The organism is Sphingomonas psychrotolerans, from assembly GCF_002796605.1.
In the GTDB taxonomy this organism is placed as follows: Bacteria; Pseudomonadota; Alphaproteobacteria; order Sphingomonadales; family Sphingomonadaceae; genus Sphingomonas; species Sphingomonas psychrotolerans.
Window position 1 is genome coordinate 636592 of record NZ_CP024923.1, and the last position, 14969, is coordinate 651560.

A 14969-nucleotide genomic window follows, 5' to 3' on the forward strand; every position below is an offset into this window, starting at 1 on the left:
TGGACGTCGAACGGTAATACTAATAATCCTGTTAGCGCTACCTTGCCCGTTAGAGGCGTGGTGCGTGGCTGCGGGAATGCCCTGCCGCGGCCCTTCTGGAGGGGAGATCGAATGGCGAAATCACCGCGCGCAGATCGGCAAGCTCGACGACCGGTCGTGAGCGGCGTCTCACTGATGGCGCTGATGGCTGGTGTTGCCGGCCCGGCCCTGGCCGCGAGCCCCGCCGATGAACACGTCCCCGCAACGATCGAGGAAACGCCGCGCGTCCAGCCGGCGGCCGGTGCGGATATCCGGCCTCGGGAGGGTGGACAGGATGTGCCCGCCGGGCAGGAAGCCGGCGCGGACGACGGCAACGTGATTACCGTGACCGGGCGCCGCGCTGCGCTTCAGGCGGCGGAAGATCGCAAGCGCAATGCAGGAACGATCATCGATTCCGTCGTCGCCGACGATGCCGGGAAGCTCCCCGACAATTCGATCACCGAAGTGCTCCAGCGCGTGTCGGGCGTCACCATCGTGCGCTTCGCTGCGCTCAACGACCCCGATCATTATTCGGTCGAGGGTTCGGGTATTCAGGTCCGCGGTCTCACCGGCGTTGCCTCGCGCCTGAACGGCCGCGAGATCTTCAGCGCCAACAATGGCCGCGCGCTGCAATTCGCCGACGTCACTCCCGAGCTGATGGCGGCAGTGGACGTCTACAAGGCGTCGACCGCGGACCTCATCGAGGGCGGCACCGGCGGCCAGATCGATCTGCGCACCAAGGTGCCGTTTGACTTTTCGCCCGGATTCCATGTCTCCGCCAACGGCGAACTCAGCGTCGGGGACCTTGCGGAAAAGGCCGATCTCTCCGGCTCGATCCTCGTCAGCCAGCGCTGGTCCACGCCGATCGGCGACATCGGTATCCTCGCCGACGTGGCGTATAGCCGCCTCAGCTCAGCCTCGCATTTCTTCCGCGTCGAGCCGTATTTCCGCACCCGCATCGCGGGCAGCGACTATTACGTTCCGGGCGGGTACACGTATGGCGAGGAGCAGTTCCAGCGCACCCGCACCGGTATCTACGGCGCCGTACAATGGGCCCCGTCCGAGGCACTGACCTTCACCGGCACGTTCTTCCAGTCGCGCTACAAGAACCGCTCCGGCGACTGGGGTGCGTTCGTTTCGTCGCAGTCGCTTGCGGTGAACCCGGCGGACAGCAAATTCGACGACAATGGCGTGCTGATCTCGTCGCCGTCCTTCTACAATCGCGATCCCGCGACGTTCCTGCCCGGCGGCACCATCACCAGCGGCGGGAACAAGGGCGCATATTCCAGCAACACGCGGACGCGCGACTATTCGCTGAGTTTCGACTGGTCGCCCGCCGACAGTCCGTTGTCAGTGAAGGGCGCGATCCAGCGCGTCGATTCGTCGCAGGTGTTCTCCCGGCTCGACGTGTTCCGGGACATCCAGTTCCCCGCCGGCTTCGGCATGGACATGAGCGGCGATCTGCCCCGGGTGACGGTGCCCGGCAACGCCCAGGCAGCCTTCGCCAATCCGGCGAACTATTTCTGGACGGCGTCGATGCCGCACGACGAGGACAACAAGGGTCGGCTCGACTCGGCGAACCTCGATCTCGAATACAAGTTCGACGACAGCTTCTTCCGCGCGATCAAGGTCGGCGGCCGCTATGCCGAGCGCAGCGAACGCGACATGGCCAATGGCTATAATTGGGCGGCGCTCGGTCGCGGCTGGAACGGCGATCCGCAGCTGACCTACGCAAATGCTGCGCCGGGGGACGTCGAGCTCCATGTCTTCGACAATTTCTTCCACGGTCAGGCAGTGCTGCCGGCGAATCTGATGTTCCCGACCGACGCGCTGGTTCGTCGCTTTGATCGCGCGCAGCTGACCGCGTCGCCGCCGACCGGCTTCTGCACCGGACGCGAGTTCGATTGCTCCGCCTCAGGACCGTTGCCGCAGACCGGCTATGGCGGCCACGGGGGCATTCGCCCGATCGGTTTCATCCTTCCCGACGATCGCGTCGACAACAAGACCGTGACGACCGCGGGCTATGCGCTGGTGCGCTTCGGATCGACCGAGCCGGGAGGCATTTCCGGCAACATCGGTGCGCGCGTCGTTCACATCGAGAACGAAGGTAGCGGCTATATCCGGCAGAATCCTGCCATCTTCTTTCGCAATGGCCAGGTGCAAGAGCTGGTCGGCGAGGCGGTGCCGCGCGGCGGGAAGACTTCGTTCACCCGGGTGCTGCCGTCGATCAACGTTGACTTCTCGCCGACCGACGACATCAAGATCCGCGCAGGCTACAATATCACGCTCGACCTGCCGACCTTCAATGCACTGCGCGCGTCGGGCACCGTCGGGGTCGCCACTACGTCGAATCCGGTTCCGGGCGGCCCCGGGCTCTTCACCAACTTCACGGCGGAAACGGGCAACCCGCTGCTCAAGCCGACAATGTCGAACAATTTCGACATGTCCTTTGAATATTATCCCGAGCCGGGCACCTCGTTCCACCTCGCCCCGTTCTACAAGCGGCTGACGGACCTGCCGATCTTCTCGCTCACCGAGCGGCAGGTGACCGTCCGCTTCGCCGGCGGTGCTACCGAAACGGTCACCGCGGCTGCCACGGATTATCTCAACGCGACCGAAGCCGCGACGGTCAAGGGCGTGGAAGTGGGCGGACGCATCTTCTTCGATATGCTGCCCGGCTGGCTCGGCGGCTTCGGCTTCGAGGGGAACTACACGTTCATCGACAGCAAGAATCCGGGCGACCTGTATCGCGACATCAACGGCGTGACTCGCAACGATGCCCCGCTGGTCGGCATGTCGCGGCACAATTTCAATGCTTCACTGCTGTACGAACGCAAGGCGATCTCGGCGCGCATCGCTTATTCTTGGCGTTCGCGATATCTCCAATCCACCAACAGCAATGGCACCAATCCGAGCTATCCTTATTACAGCGCGCCGGGGGTGGTCACGAACGCCAACGGTACGGCCAACAACACCCAGATCGCGCTGCCGATCTATGGCGCGAACTACGGACAACTGGAGGCGGGCATCCGGTTCAAGATTACCGAGAATTTCTCGTTCAGCGTTCAGGGCACGAACCTGATGAATTCGACCCAGCGCACGCTGATGGGCGGCTATCCCGGCGGCGGACTCTACGGCCGCAGCTGGTTCCAGACGGATCGACGGATCAGCACCGGGATCAATTTGGCATTTTGACAATGCGACGGCGATCATCGGAGACTAGCTTCCGGTGATCGCCCGCAGCCCGAGAGGTGCCATGGCCAAGCGCATTCTGATCGTCGGCGGCGGTACGGCCGGTTGGCTCACCGCCGGGTATCTCGCGAAACGGCTCGGCGCCGACCTGCCGGGCGGCGTATCGATCCAGCTGGTCGAATCGCGCGATATCGGCATCCTCGGCGTGGGCGAGGGCACTTTTCCGACGATCCGGCGCACGCTCTCCACCATCGGAATCAGCGAAACCGAGCTGGTTCGCCGGTGCGGGGCCAGCTTCAAACAGGGGACGAAGTTCGTTCACTGGCGCCATGCGCCCGGTGGAGCCGGCCCCGACCATTACGCGCACCCTTTCCAGAATGCGGAGGCGAGGGGAGGGCTCGAACTCTTGCCTTACTGGCTCCTCGGCGTGGGCGGCGATGTGAACTGGGACGAAGTCGCCAACCCGCAGAAGAAGGCCGCGGACGCGCATCGGGCGCCCAAGCTGCCGACGCATCCCGACTATGTGTCTCCCCTCAACTATGCTTTCCACTTCGATGCGGTGGCGCTCGCGGCGTTGCTGCGCGAACATGCGGTGGCAAACGGCGTACGGCATCTGATCGACCAGGTATCCGAAGTCAGGCTCGACGAGGACGGCGCGATCGCCGGCGTCGTCACAGCCAGCGGGCTGCTCGAGGCCGACCTCTATGTGGATTGCACGGGCTTTCGCGCCGAACTGATCGGCAAGGCGCTTGGCGTTCCCTATCGTTCGTGCCGCGACGTGCTGTTCTGCGACAGCGCAGTCGCCATCCAGATCCCTTACCGCGATGGCAGCGCGCCGATTGCATCCTTTACGATCTCCACCGCGCAGGAAGCGGGGTGGGTCTGGGATATCGGCCTCGATCGACGGCGGGGCATCGGCCACGTCTATTCGTCGGCCCACACCGACGACGCTCGGGCCGAAGAACTGGTGCGTGCGTATGTCGGTGCCGACGCCGAGGGCATCGAGACCCGCAAGTTCCGCTTCGACGCAGGGTATCGCGAGGTCAACTGGCACAAGAATTGTGTGGCGATCGGCCTTTCGAGCGGGTTCTTCGAACCGCTCGAAGCCACCGGGATCGTCATGTCCGAAGTCGCGGCAGGGCTGGTCGCCAGCCTTTTCCCATGGGGCGGCGATTTCGAGACATCCGCGCGCCAGTTCAACGCCAACATGCTCCAGCGCTACGAACGCGCGCGCGACTTCATCAAGCTCCATTATTGTCTCTCGCAGCGGCGCGATTCCGCTTTCTGGCGCGACAATGTCGCGGAGAATTCCATTCCGCACAGTTTGCGCGAACGGCTGGAACGGTGGCGGTTCCGACCGCCGACCGAGCTGGACGTCGATCCCAATGTCGACATCTTCACCGAAGCCAGCTGGCAATATGTGCTCTACGGCATGGGCTGGAAGACGGACGTTTCGGCGCGCGCCGGTGCGTATCGCTATCATGACGATGCCCGGGCGGCATTCGAGGAGGTTCGCCGTCAGGCGGCATTCGCCGTGGCCAATTTGCCGTCGAACCGCGAGCTGATCGATTACGCCATCAACAACCGCTTCGGTCCCGTGGGAGCCGCGGCATGAGCGGGGCGTCGGGTTCGCAGCCGCTGCGGCGGCTCGTGATCGTCGGGGGCGGATCCGCCGGCTGGATGACCGCCGCCGCCGTGTCTCGAATGGTCGCGACCGGGTTGAGCGTCACGCTGATCGAATCGGACGAGATCGGCACGGTGGGAGTGGGCGAGGCGACGATACCGCCGCTGCTCGACTTCAATGCCGCGTTGGGCATCGACGAGAATGAATTCGTTGCCGCGACCCAGGGCACGTTCAAGCTCGGCATCGAATTCGTCGATTGGGGAAAGCTCGGCGAGCGATATATCCACCCCTTCGGCAAATATGGGCGGCCCATGATGGGCATCAATTTCCATCAGATCTGGCTGCGCCAGCACTTGCTGCAGCGTGCGGTGAGCGATCCCGGCCCGATCAGCGACTATGCGATCGCGATCGCCGCGGCGACGCGCGGGCGTTTTGCCAGGCCGGCCACCAACCCCGAGGCCGTCCTGTCGGGCCTGTCCTACGCCTATCATTTCGACGCCGGCCTATATGCCCGGTTTCTCCGGGATTATGCCGGGCGCGCTGGTGTGGTCCGGATCGAAGGCAAGATCGCCACCGCCGAACAATCGGAACCCGACGGGTTCCTCACCGCGGTCGTCCTCGCCGACGGACGCCGCATCGAGGGGGATTTCTTTGTCGATTGCAGCGGCTTCCGGGGCCTGCTGATCCAAGGGACGCTGGGGGTGTCCTATCGCAGCTGGCAACACTGGCTTCCATGTGACAGCGCTGTCGCCGTACCGTCGTCGACGGCCGGGCCTCCGGTTCCCTTTACGCGCTCCACCGCCGACCGGGCGGGTTGGCGCTGGCGCATCCCGCTGCAACATCGTGTCGGCAACGGGCATGTCTATTCGAGCGGGCATATCGACGACGACGCTGCCCGGGAGGCGCTGCTCGCCGGACTCGAGGAGCCGCCGATCGCCGAACCGCGCGTGTTGCGATTCACCCCCGGCCGGCGCGAGAAGCTGTGGGAGAAGAACTGCGTCGCGATCGGGCTGTCGGCCGGCTTCATCGAGCCGCTAGAATCCACCAGCATCCATCTGATCCAGTCCGGTATCTTCCGGCTGATGGCGCTGTTCCCCGACCGTGGCTTCAGCCAGGTCGAGATCGACGAATATAATCGCGCGCTCGTCGCGGAATATGAGCATGTCCGCGACTTCATCGTGCTGCATTATCACGCGACCGAGCGCAGCGATTCCGATCTCTGGAACTATTGCCGCACGATGGAGATTCCCGACAGCCTCGCCCAGCGGATCGCGCTCTGGCGAGGGAAGGGGCGCATCTTCCGAGGTTCGGGCGAACTGTTCACCGAAGAGAGCTGGATCGCCGTGTTGCTGGGCCAGAACATCGTCCCGGAGAGCGCGGATCCGCTGGCCGCGATGCTCGCCGTGGACGAGACCAGCCGATATCTGGCGCATCTGCGCGATATCGTGAAGCGCACCGCCGAGGCGATGCCCACGCACGCGCACTATATTGCGCAGCATTGCGCGGCGGCGCGGCCGGTGGCGATGTGATGCGGGAAAAGGAAGGCACTACGCATCCCGGTCCGCCGCGGCCCGCCACGCTGCGGGACGTCGCGCAACGCGCCGGCGTTTCGATGATGACCGTGTCGCGGGTCCTGAATAGCGAAGTAGCGGTGCGGCCCAGAACACGTGCGATCGTCGAGCAAGCGGTCCGCGAGCTGAACTACATTCCCAATTCCACTGCGAAGGCGCTCGCTTTCACCCGGCAGGCGCATCGCATCGCCTTCCTGTTCGACGCGCCGAACGCGACTATTCTCGGGGACATGGTCGGGTCCGTGATGGAGGAGCCGAGCCGGCCGGACATCAAGCTGATCTTTCTGCGTGTGCGCAGCGACGACGACCCGCTTCAGACGCTCGCCAACATGAAGACTCTCGGAGTCGACGGCGCGATCCTGTCCCCGCCGCTGTGCGACGACGCGCGTCTCCGGATCGTTCTCACCGGCGCGGGGATCCGCATCCTGGCGATCGGCTGCAGCGACGAAGACCCCTCGCTGTCGACCATTGGCATCGACGACACCCGCGCGGCGTTCGAGCTGACGACCTATCTGCTCAAGCTCGGCCACCGGCGCATCGGCCTGATCGCGGGCCACGCGCGCCATCGCTCTTCGGGCAGACGCCGCGCCGGCTTCGAAGCCGCTTTGGTGGAGTTCGGCCTCGTGTCCGACCCTGCACTGCAATGGGAAGGCGATTACACCTTCGGGACAGCCATCGGGATCGCGGAGCAAGCCCTGTCGCTCCGGCCGCCGCCGACTGCGATCTTCGCCTCGAACGACGATATGGGCGGCAGCGGTGATCAGCGTGGCGCGTGGACGCGGAATCGCGATTCCCCGATCGCTTTCGGTCTGTGGATTCGACGACAGCGAAATCGCGCGGATGCTGTTTCCCGCAACTGACCACCGTTTCCCAGCCGCTTGGTTCGATGGCAATATGGGCACTCGGGCAGCTCGCGGATGAACTCGCCGCGATAGCGCAAGGCGATGCCCCGCCGGTACGCAAGGTGATGCTCGAGCATACGATCGCGTATCGCGGCTCGGATGCTCCACCCGCTGACGGTGGCGCGTAAACTGACTTTGGAGAGTATGATGCTGCGCAGCATAACCGGCAAATGGAAGCTTCTGGCTGCGGCGCTCCTGATCGCCGTACCGGCTGCCGCGCAGGAGATGCCCAGGCTCGAATCGAAGGGAGGGCGCCACGCTCTCATCGTCGATGGCGGGCCCTTCCTGATGCTGGCGCGCAGGCGAATAATTCGAGCAATTACCCCGCGATGCTGCCCGAGGTCTGGCCGGTCGTGCAGGCGATGCACGCAAACACGCTCGAGATGCCGATCGCGTGGGAGCAGGTCGAGCCGGTCGAAGGCAAGTTCGATTTCTCCTTCCTCGATGCGTTGGTGGAGCAGGCGGCGCGCGCGGAAGGTCCGCCTCGTGCTGCTCTGGTTCGCGACGTGGAAGAACACCGGAAACAGCTATGCGCCCGAATGGGTGAAGCGCGACACCGTGCGGTTTCCGCGCATGCGCAAGGCCGACGGCACTGCCCATTACGCCTTGAGCCCGCATGGACCGAACACGCTGGAGGCCGACAAACGTGCCTTCGTCGCGCTGATGCGCCATCTGGCGAAGATCGACCGCGACCATGTGGTGATCATGGTCCAGCCAGAGAACGAAGCCGGCAGCTACGGGCTGGCGCGCGATCATGCCCCTGCGGCCGATCGACTGTTCCATGGGCCGGTGCCGACCGAACTCGCCAAGGCGTTGAAAGTGAAGCCGGGCAGCTGGACCGAAACATTCGGCAAGCGCGCCGAGCAATATTTCCAGACCTGGCATTTGGCGCGCTACATCGACGAGATCGCCGAAGCCGGCAAAGCAGTGAAGCCGCTGCCGATGTACGTCAACGCCGCGCTGGGCGATGCATTCACCGATGAAGGCGGAAATGTCGGGCCGTCCGGCGGACCCAATTTGGAACGTGATCCCGTCTGGAAAGCGGCCGCGCCGCATATCGACCTGCTCGCGCCGGACATCTACACGCCGATCCCGTCGCGGTGTCGAGCTTTCTGGAGAAATACGCGCGGCCCGACAATGCTCTGATGGTGCCCGAGATCGGCAACGCGCGCGATTATGCCCGCTTCCTCTGGCCGACGCTCGGGCGGGGGGCGATCGGTTTCGCGCCGTTCGGCATGGATGGACCGGCTTCTTCAACTATCCGCTCGGCGCAAAGGAGTTCGACGAAGCGACCTTTCAGGCGTTCGCCGCTCCCTATCGCCTGTTCGCGCCGATGGCGCGGGACTGGGCGAGGATCGCGTTCGATAACCCAACATGGGGCACGGCCAAGGGCGCAAAGGAGCAGGCGACCGAAATGGGCCGCTGGCGGATCAGGCGGAATACGGCCTTTGGCAGATGGGTGAGCCCGGCTGGTCCAGCTGGACCAAGGTGGACCCGCATCCGTTGGCCGAAGCCCCGGTCGGCGGGACGGTCGTCGCGCAGCTCGGGCCGACACGTTCCTGATCAGCGGTAGCGATGTGCGCGTCCGCATTGCATTGACGAAGCCCCGCCGGCGAGCAGGCACAGATGATGCGCGCCGAAGAAGGTCGTTTCGAAGGGGGGAAATGGATCATGACGCGGCGCTGGAATGGCGATCAGATCGATTATGGCCTGAACTTCACCAGTGTCCCGGTGCTTCTGCGCGTCACCATGGGGACCTTCCGATGACTTCGCTTCTGCGCGGCACGGCGCGGTCAATCCGCAGGCGGTAGCGTATCGAGCCGGGCCTGATAGTCGGCGATCACGGCGGGACCTGCGTCCCCGCGGTGTTTGGCGATGAAGGCGGTCAAGGCTTCCCGATATTCCGCGATGAAGGCCTTGTTGCCCGGGCTGGCTGCGAATTGCGCCGCCGCCTTCTCGACGGGTCTGCGATCCTCGCCGATCCGGTATCTTTTCCCATAAGGCGAGAGATCGCGCATGATGACGAAATTGATCGGGAAGCCCGGAATATATCGCACCACGAATGTCTCACCTTCGGGCGGGATGAGGATCTCGTTGGTGATCGGATAGATGCTGGCGGACATGGTGTCGAACTGCGTCACCACGTCGAGGCCGTCCGCGGTTCTCATCACTGCGTCATAGGCCCAGATATTCTGGTCGTTCAGAGTCGAGCTGGTTTCCTCGGACTGGGTGATGACTGCCGTCCCCTCCACTCCGAACGCTTGGAGAAACAGCGCGTTGAAGATGTGGGCGGTAAAGATGTTGATCGGGCCATAGAGGAAGAAGGGCAGCATCAGCAGATACCACCGCCCGTTCCCTCGCCATTTTGCCGCCGCGTGACCCAGCAACGCACCAATCGCCACGATCATGGGCCAGGACCAGAAGGGATGCTGGGTGAGGAAGTGGGAAATCGCCGACAAAATGACCATGGAGTTCCGATCGATAGAGGCCGCGCCGACGCGCTTCGGGCGCGATCCGGCTATCGGTCGATCGGCACGTGCATCGTCTCCGCGTTTTGCGCCAGAGGTTCCGCGAAACCGTCTAGCACCTTGCCGACCGAGTGGACCTGATTCAGCGTCTTCTCGCTTGCCCCCAATGCATAGGCACCGCTGTACATGGGGCCGGAAATCGGGCCGCCGGTGACCTTTTGCGCATGTTCGTCATAGGTGGCCAGAGACTTCTCCAGCGCCGCCTGTCGCGCATCGGGCGCCTCGACACTGGTCACCCGGGTTCCACAGGCATCCACCAACTGGCCTTGTGGATTGTAGCTATAGGTCGGATTCACGGCGGTGATATCCGGCGTCGCCGGCAAGTCGATCGTGGTCAGCTGCCTCGTCAGACCGGGCTGGGCGGCTGCGGCGGCATCGATCGCACCCTGGAGCCGCCCGGCGTCCACTGCCGACAGCTGCGCTTCGACCGCGGACTGCACGGCGTTCCCGAAGGCAGGGTCGGCTGCCTGCAGGCCCGCGAGTTGCGCACCGAGCGCCTCGGTGTCGACGCCAGCTGGACTGTGCGCTGCGTCGACCATCGAATCGGCTACGTCCGCGGCACTCGGGCTCGAGGTCCCGACCGAGGATGTGCCGCCGGTGCCGTTCACACCGCCGCCGCCATTGCCGACGCCCCCCACACCTCCGACACCACCGCTGGATTCGCTCATGCCTCTTCTCCTTTTGACCGGTTCAAGGGGTAGGCGATCCGCTATGGCGGTCGTGCAGGCAGTTTGCGCTAGTCATTGCGATTATCGGCAATGGTGCCTTCGAGGCCGCTTTTGCGACCTCAGCCCGGTATGGCGCCGATCGGGAATGTTCCGAGCGCCTTCAGATCTTCGGCCTCGGACGGGCATCGGGCGTACAGCGTAAATACCTTCGCCCCATCGACATACCAATCGGCACCTCGCACATTCGGCTCGACCCCGGTCGAGTAGCAGACTGCGGTCCTTGACCCGTCGCGCGACATCAGCACAGCCCAATTGACGTCGCCGCCGCTCCGGTGATCCCAGCCAGAGGCCAGCAGGCGGTCATCGATCTTCCGGATCGGCGCCGTGGTCATGTCCCGGTCCGCGATGAAGTTGCGAATATCCGCGTCGGGTACTGCCTTCACGATCGCGGCACGCACTGCCGGGTTGGTCAGGAAGGTCGTGGGACCGACTTTCTCGTGCGGGTATTTTCCCACATATGCATCGAGCTTTGCGACAGTGCCGGATGCGCCGAGCGACCCGGCCGCCAGCAGGCTCAAGAGCATCTTCATTCGATTTCCTTCCGCTCGGTTTCTGCGTTTTCTACGATGGAGTGCTCCAGGGCAATAGCGGCCGCGCGCTGGCATTCAGGCTTTCAGAGCGTGCGCCGTTCCGCATAGGCGGCGCGCGCCGCGTCGATGCGGGAGGAGTTCTCGACGACCCAGCCGGCGAGGACCTGGACTGGTCCCAAAAACTCCCGGCCAAGATCGGTAAGCGCATATTCGACTTGCGGCGGCGTGACAGGGGTTACCGTCCGCGAGACGAACCCGTTTTCCTCGAGGTCCCGCAGCGTCGACGCGAGCATCTTCTGGCTGATCTCGCCGACTTCCCGGCGCAGCGCGTTGAAGCGACGGGGGCCGTAGCCGAGGACGCGGACCACGAGCAGGGTCCATTTGTCGCTGATCCGCGCCAGCATCCGGCTGATGTGCTCGCAGGGATTGGTATCCCCGGGGTTACCTGGTGCCGCCAAGGTGCCTCCTTGTTCCATGGTGATAGCCTTCTGTAATCTGGTTACGTCCAGAAACCATATACGAGGTTATCATGCATTCCAGGCCCCGCATCGCGATCATCATCGGTTCTACGCGTCCCACCAGGTTCGCCGACGTTCCGGCGCAATGGATCCTGAAGCAGGCGCAGGCGCGCGGCGACATCGACGTGGAACTGGTCGACCTGCGCGATCATCCGCTGCCCTTCTTCGACGAAGTCGCGTCGAACCTGTGGATGCCGAGCCAGAACCCCGAGGCGATCCGCTGGCAACAAACCGTCGGCCGCTATGACGGCTACATTTTCGTGGTGGCGGAATATAATCGCTCGATCACGGGGGCCCTCAAAAACGCGCTCGATCAGGCCTATACCGAATGGAACCGCAAGCCTTTCACTGCCATCGGCTATGGCGGCGTCGGCGCGTCGCGCGCCGTCGAGCAGCTGCGGTTGATCGGCGTGGAGCTGCAAATGGTGCCCACCCGCTCGGCAGTCCATATCGGCGGCGCCGACTTCATGACTGTGTACCCGATGGCCGGAAACCGGCCGATCGAGGAGATCGAAGCCACTTTACTCCCCTCCGCGACGGCCGCGCTGGATGACCTCGTCTGGTGGGCGAAGGCGACGATCGCCGCGAAGGCTGCAGAAGCTTGAGCTTTACGAGCGGAAGGGTTTCCCGCTGCGCCCCGCAACGAACGAGGCGACCGCGCGCGCAGTGATCCAGAGACGCTGTTCGACCGACCCCCGGGACAGGCGCGCACGACGCCGGTCCCGGGGGCGATCGAACTAGTCGATCCGATGATGGGCCGTGCCGCAGCGGAGGCCTATGAAATCGGCATCTGCAATTGGAAGAGCATGCCGGATCATGTTGCAAGCAAACGCAACCACGCGCACGGGCACCGAAAGCACGAGCGGAACCAATTCCACGCCGCAAACGAGCGCTTCGCTGCCGCTCGACCGGCTCATGGCGGGGGCTTCGCCGCTCGACCGGCTCGCGCCGCCACCGAGCTATACGGTCAAGACCGGCGACACGCTTTCGAGGATCGCCGAGCGCTTCGGGACCGACTGGCAGACGCTGGCGCGGATCAACGGCATCACCAATCCGGACCGGATCACGCCGGAACAGACAATCCGTCTGCCCGACGGGGCGGCGAGCACGGGCACGCACATTGTGCGCAGCGGCGAGACGCTGTCGGGCATCGCAGCGCACTACGGCACTAACGCCGCCGCGCTCGCGCGGATCAACGGCCTTGCCAATCCCAATCTGATCCGGCCCGACCAGCAATTGCGTCTCGGCGGCAGCGCCTCGACGCAGGTCCAGGGCAGCCAGCAATCCGGCCAGGTCCAAGGGCAAGGGGGCACCGCGGTCGACACCGCGACGCAGGCGCGGCTGGGCAGCGTCTCCGAACGCTACGAGAGTGGCGGCCGCGGTCCAGGCACGGTGTCGACCGGCGCGGGCGATCCAGGCGGCGTCTCGTACGGTGTATATCAGCTCTCCTCGAATGCCGGCACGCTCCAGGCGTTTTTGCGCAACGAAGGCAGCCAATGGGCCGGTGAGCTGGGTGGCGGCATCGGCGGTGACGGCTTCAATGCGCGGTGGCGGGACATTGCAGCGCGCGACCCCCAAGGTTTCCGCGACGCGCAGCACGCCTTCATCGAGCGCACCCATTATGACCCCGCGATCACGCGCGTGCGCGACGCCACCGGGCTCGACCTCGGCACCCGCCACGCCGCGGTGCGCGAGGCGACCTGGTCGAGCTCGGTCCAGCATGCCCGGGCGCCGCAACTGCTGGAGGCGGCGATCCGGCGCACCGATCGCGAAGTCGGCCGCGACTCGGCGAACTACGATCGCGCCCTGGTCTCCAACATCTACGCCGAGCGCACGACCTATCTGCAGGGCCTCGCCGCGAGCGGGCGCTACAGCCGCGCCGAGGCCAACCAGCTGATCTCGGTCACCCAGAATCGCTATCCCAACGAACGCCGCGACGTGCTCGCATTGTTCGATCGTCCGGCGGCCAATGTCGGCGAGAGCACGCGCACCGAACAGACCGCCCCCGCCAATCCGCGCAGCGGCGCCGACTTCGCCAACATCATCAACAGCTCGGGCGACGCCCAGGCGCGTGCCGACCTCGCGGCCGGCCGCAAGGTGCTGGTCGCAGTGCGCAGCGACTCGTCGACGGGCGCCGGTAACGGGCGCGGCGAATATAACGACACCATCGCCCTCGTCTCGCGCCAGCCCGATGGCAGCTATCGGGCGCAGGTCTTCCAGGGCAACACCGAGCCGGCGGGCATGTACGCCGCGCGCGGCTATGGCAACGACGTCAATGGCGACGGGAGCAAGGAGCTCGGACGGCTCGTCGAGGGCAATTATCGATACGAGCTGCAGTCGGGCAATTTCGCGGGAAATCGCTTCTTCCGCGCGACCGAGACCCAGGCGGCGCTGCGCGACAGCAACCATGACGGCCGCTTCACCGGTGCCGACCAGGTCGACCGCACCGGCGCCGGCCGCTCGCTGCTGATCCATCAGGGCGGCAACAGCTCGACCGGGTCGGCGGGCTGCCAGACGCTGCGGCCCAGCGACTTCAACGCGCTGCTCGACGGCCTTGGCCGGCAATCGACTTTTAGCTACGTGCTGGTGAACGCCAGCCGATAGGATCTCGCATGCGCCCAGCCTTTGTTCTCCCGCTATTGCTTGCGGCATGCGGGGCTGCGCAAAGCGACGGGGCAGGGGAGCGCCAGGCGCCGATCGCGGCTGCGGTCAATCGCACCGACGCGGTGCCGGCGAAGCCGGTCGCGGCGCCATCGCCCACCGCCAAGGCCCCGACCTGCGACGCCGGCGCGCCCGAGAGCCCGTGCCAGATCGTCGGCAAATGGCGCGTGACCAAGGTCTACAACCCGGCGAACAAGGATCCGCTCGCCGACGAAATGGGCATGGTGGGATCGACCTTCACCGTCACCGGCAACAGCGACGCATCGGGCACGATCCGCTGGGACGGGCCCGATAATGGCCAGTTCGATCACAGAGACGTCTGCACCGGCCCCTACCTGAGCCCCACCGCCAGCGCGCGCCCCGATCCCTCCCGCGCCACGCTCGCCGCGGCGCTCAAGGCGTGGAGCGTGAAGGGCGACGCCGGCGCGGCACGCCATCTCGGCTGCGATCAAGGGCATTGGGCGGTGCCGAGCGAACCGGGCGGAAAATGGTTCGGGCTGGTGCTGGCGATGGAGCGGCAGCTGGCGTTCGAGTGGTTCGACGAACGTATCGTCCTCGCCGAACGCGCTGGCTGATCTGTCTAGGCTCAGGACTCATTGCTCATAGTCAGAAGAGCACGATAGCGGCGAGGGCTATGGCGGACATCATGTGATGATAGCCGCCAAAGTGCGCCTATCCCGCCCCAATGACCGCGTTC

The 14969-nt window shown here is 64.9% G+C and carries 15 protein-coding genes; 11 read left to right on the forward strand and 4 right to left on the reverse strand.

What is annotated here, in order from left to right:
* The first annotated feature begins 156 nt into the window (after positions 1-156).
* The 8 genes from CVN68_RS02710 (at position 157) to CVN68_RS23800 (ending at position 9074) form a co-directional block, all read left to right on the forward strand.
* A complete protein-coding gene (locus tag CVN68_RS02710; RefSeq protein ID WP_233503543.1) occupies positions 157-3213 on the forward strand; it encodes a TonB-dependent receptor in 3057 nt (1018 codons plus the stop codon).
* A gap of 61 nt (positions 3214-3274) precedes the next feature.
* Entirely contained in the window at positions 3275-4825 is a 1551-nt protein-coding gene (locus CVN68_RS02715; RefSeq protein ID WP_100280841.1) for a tryptophan halogenase family protein, read from the forward strand.
* Complete coding sequence (locus CVN68_RS02720; protein ID WP_100280842.1) at positions 4822-6363, forward strand: tryptophan halogenase family protein; 1542 nt, start codon at positions 4822-4824, stop codon at positions 6361-6363. The genes CVN68_RS02715 and CVN68_RS02720 overlap by 4 nt, the downstream gene beginning before the upstream one ends.
* Complete coding sequence (locus tag CVN68_RS02725) at positions 6363-7265, forward strand: LacI family DNA-binding transcriptional regulator (protein WP_158298674.1); 903 nt, start codon at positions 6363-6365, stop codon at positions 7263-7265. The genes CVN68_RS02720 and CVN68_RS02725 overlap by 1 nt, the downstream gene beginning before the upstream one ends.
* Positions 7266-7291: 26 nt before the next feature.
* On the forward strand, positions 7292-7435 hold the full coding sequence (locus CVN68_RS23580; RefSeq protein ID WP_199560335.1) for a hypothetical protein: 144 nt from the start codon (positions 7292-7294) through the stop codon (positions 7433-7435).
* Between the two features lie 255 nt (positions 7436-7690).
* Positions 7691-8290, forward strand: a complete 600-nt coding sequence (locus tag CVN68_RS23790; RefSeq protein ID WP_233503686.1) for a beta-galactosidase — start codon at positions 7691-7693, stop codon at positions 8288-8290.
* The gene (locus CVN68_RS23795; protein WP_233503544.1) at positions 8250-8453 is read left to right on the forward strand and encodes a hypothetical protein; all 204 of its coding nucleotides are present in this window, start codon (positions 8250-8252) and stop codon (positions 8451-8453) included. The genes CVN68_RS23790 and CVN68_RS23795 overlap by 41 nt, the downstream gene beginning before the upstream one ends.
* A 480-nt stretch (positions 8454-8933) precedes the next feature.
* On the forward strand, positions 8934-9074 hold the full coding sequence (locus CVN68_RS23800) for a DUF5597 domain-containing protein (RefSeq protein WP_233503545.1): 141 nt from the start codon (positions 8934-8936) through the stop codon (positions 9072-9074).
* A gap of 26 nt (positions 9075-9100) precedes the next feature.
* On the opposite strand, the gene CVN68_RS02735 is transcribed toward CVN68_RS23800, so the two are convergent.
* From CVN68_RS02735 to CVN68_RS02750, 4 genes are all read right to left on the reverse strand, one after another.
* Positions 9101-9775 (reverse strand): hypothetical protein, encoded by a 675-nt coding sequence (locus CVN68_RS02735; RefSeq protein WP_100280844.1) that lies wholly within the window; start codon positions 9773-9775, stop codon positions 9101-9103.
* A 50-nt stretch (positions 9776-9825) separates the two neighbouring features.
* Complete coding sequence (locus CVN68_RS02740) at positions 9826-10503, reverse strand: hypothetical protein (protein ID WP_158298676.1); 678 nt, start codon at positions 10501-10503, stop codon at positions 9826-9828.
* A gap of 119 nt (positions 10504-10622) precedes the next feature.
* Entirely contained in the window at positions 10623-11093 is a 471-nt protein-coding gene (locus CVN68_RS22960) for a hypothetical protein (RefSeq protein ID WP_158298677.1), read from the reverse strand.
* A gap of 83 nt (positions 11094-11176) precedes the next feature.
* The gene (locus tag CVN68_RS02750) at positions 11177-11551 is read right to left on the reverse strand and encodes a winged helix-turn-helix transcriptional regulator (protein ID WP_233503546.1); all 375 of its coding nucleotides are present in this window, start codon (positions 11549-11551) and stop codon (positions 11177-11179) included.
* Between the two features lie 71 nt (positions 11552-11622).
* Between CVN68_RS02750 and CVN68_RS02755 the strand changes: the two genes are divergently transcribed.
* The 3 genes from CVN68_RS02755 (at position 11623) to CVN68_RS02765 (ending at position 14847) form a co-directional block, all read left to right on the forward strand.
* Entirely contained in the window at positions 11623-12216 is a 594-nt protein-coding gene (locus CVN68_RS02755; RefSeq protein WP_100280848.1) for an NADPH-dependent FMN reductase, read from the forward strand.
* 211 nt (positions 12217-12427) lie between these two features.
* Positions 12428-14215 (forward strand): LysM peptidoglycan-binding domain-containing protein, encoded by a 1788-nt coding sequence (locus CVN68_RS02760; protein ID WP_158298678.1) that lies wholly within the window; start codon positions 12428-12430, stop codon positions 14213-14215.
* Between the two features lie 8 nt (positions 14216-14223).
* On the forward strand, positions 14224-14847 hold the full coding sequence (locus tag CVN68_RS02765; RefSeq protein WP_158298679.1) for a hypothetical protein: 624 nt from the start codon (positions 14224-14226) through the stop codon (positions 14845-14847).
* The last annotated feature ends 122 nt before the right edge of the window (positions 14848-14969 follow it).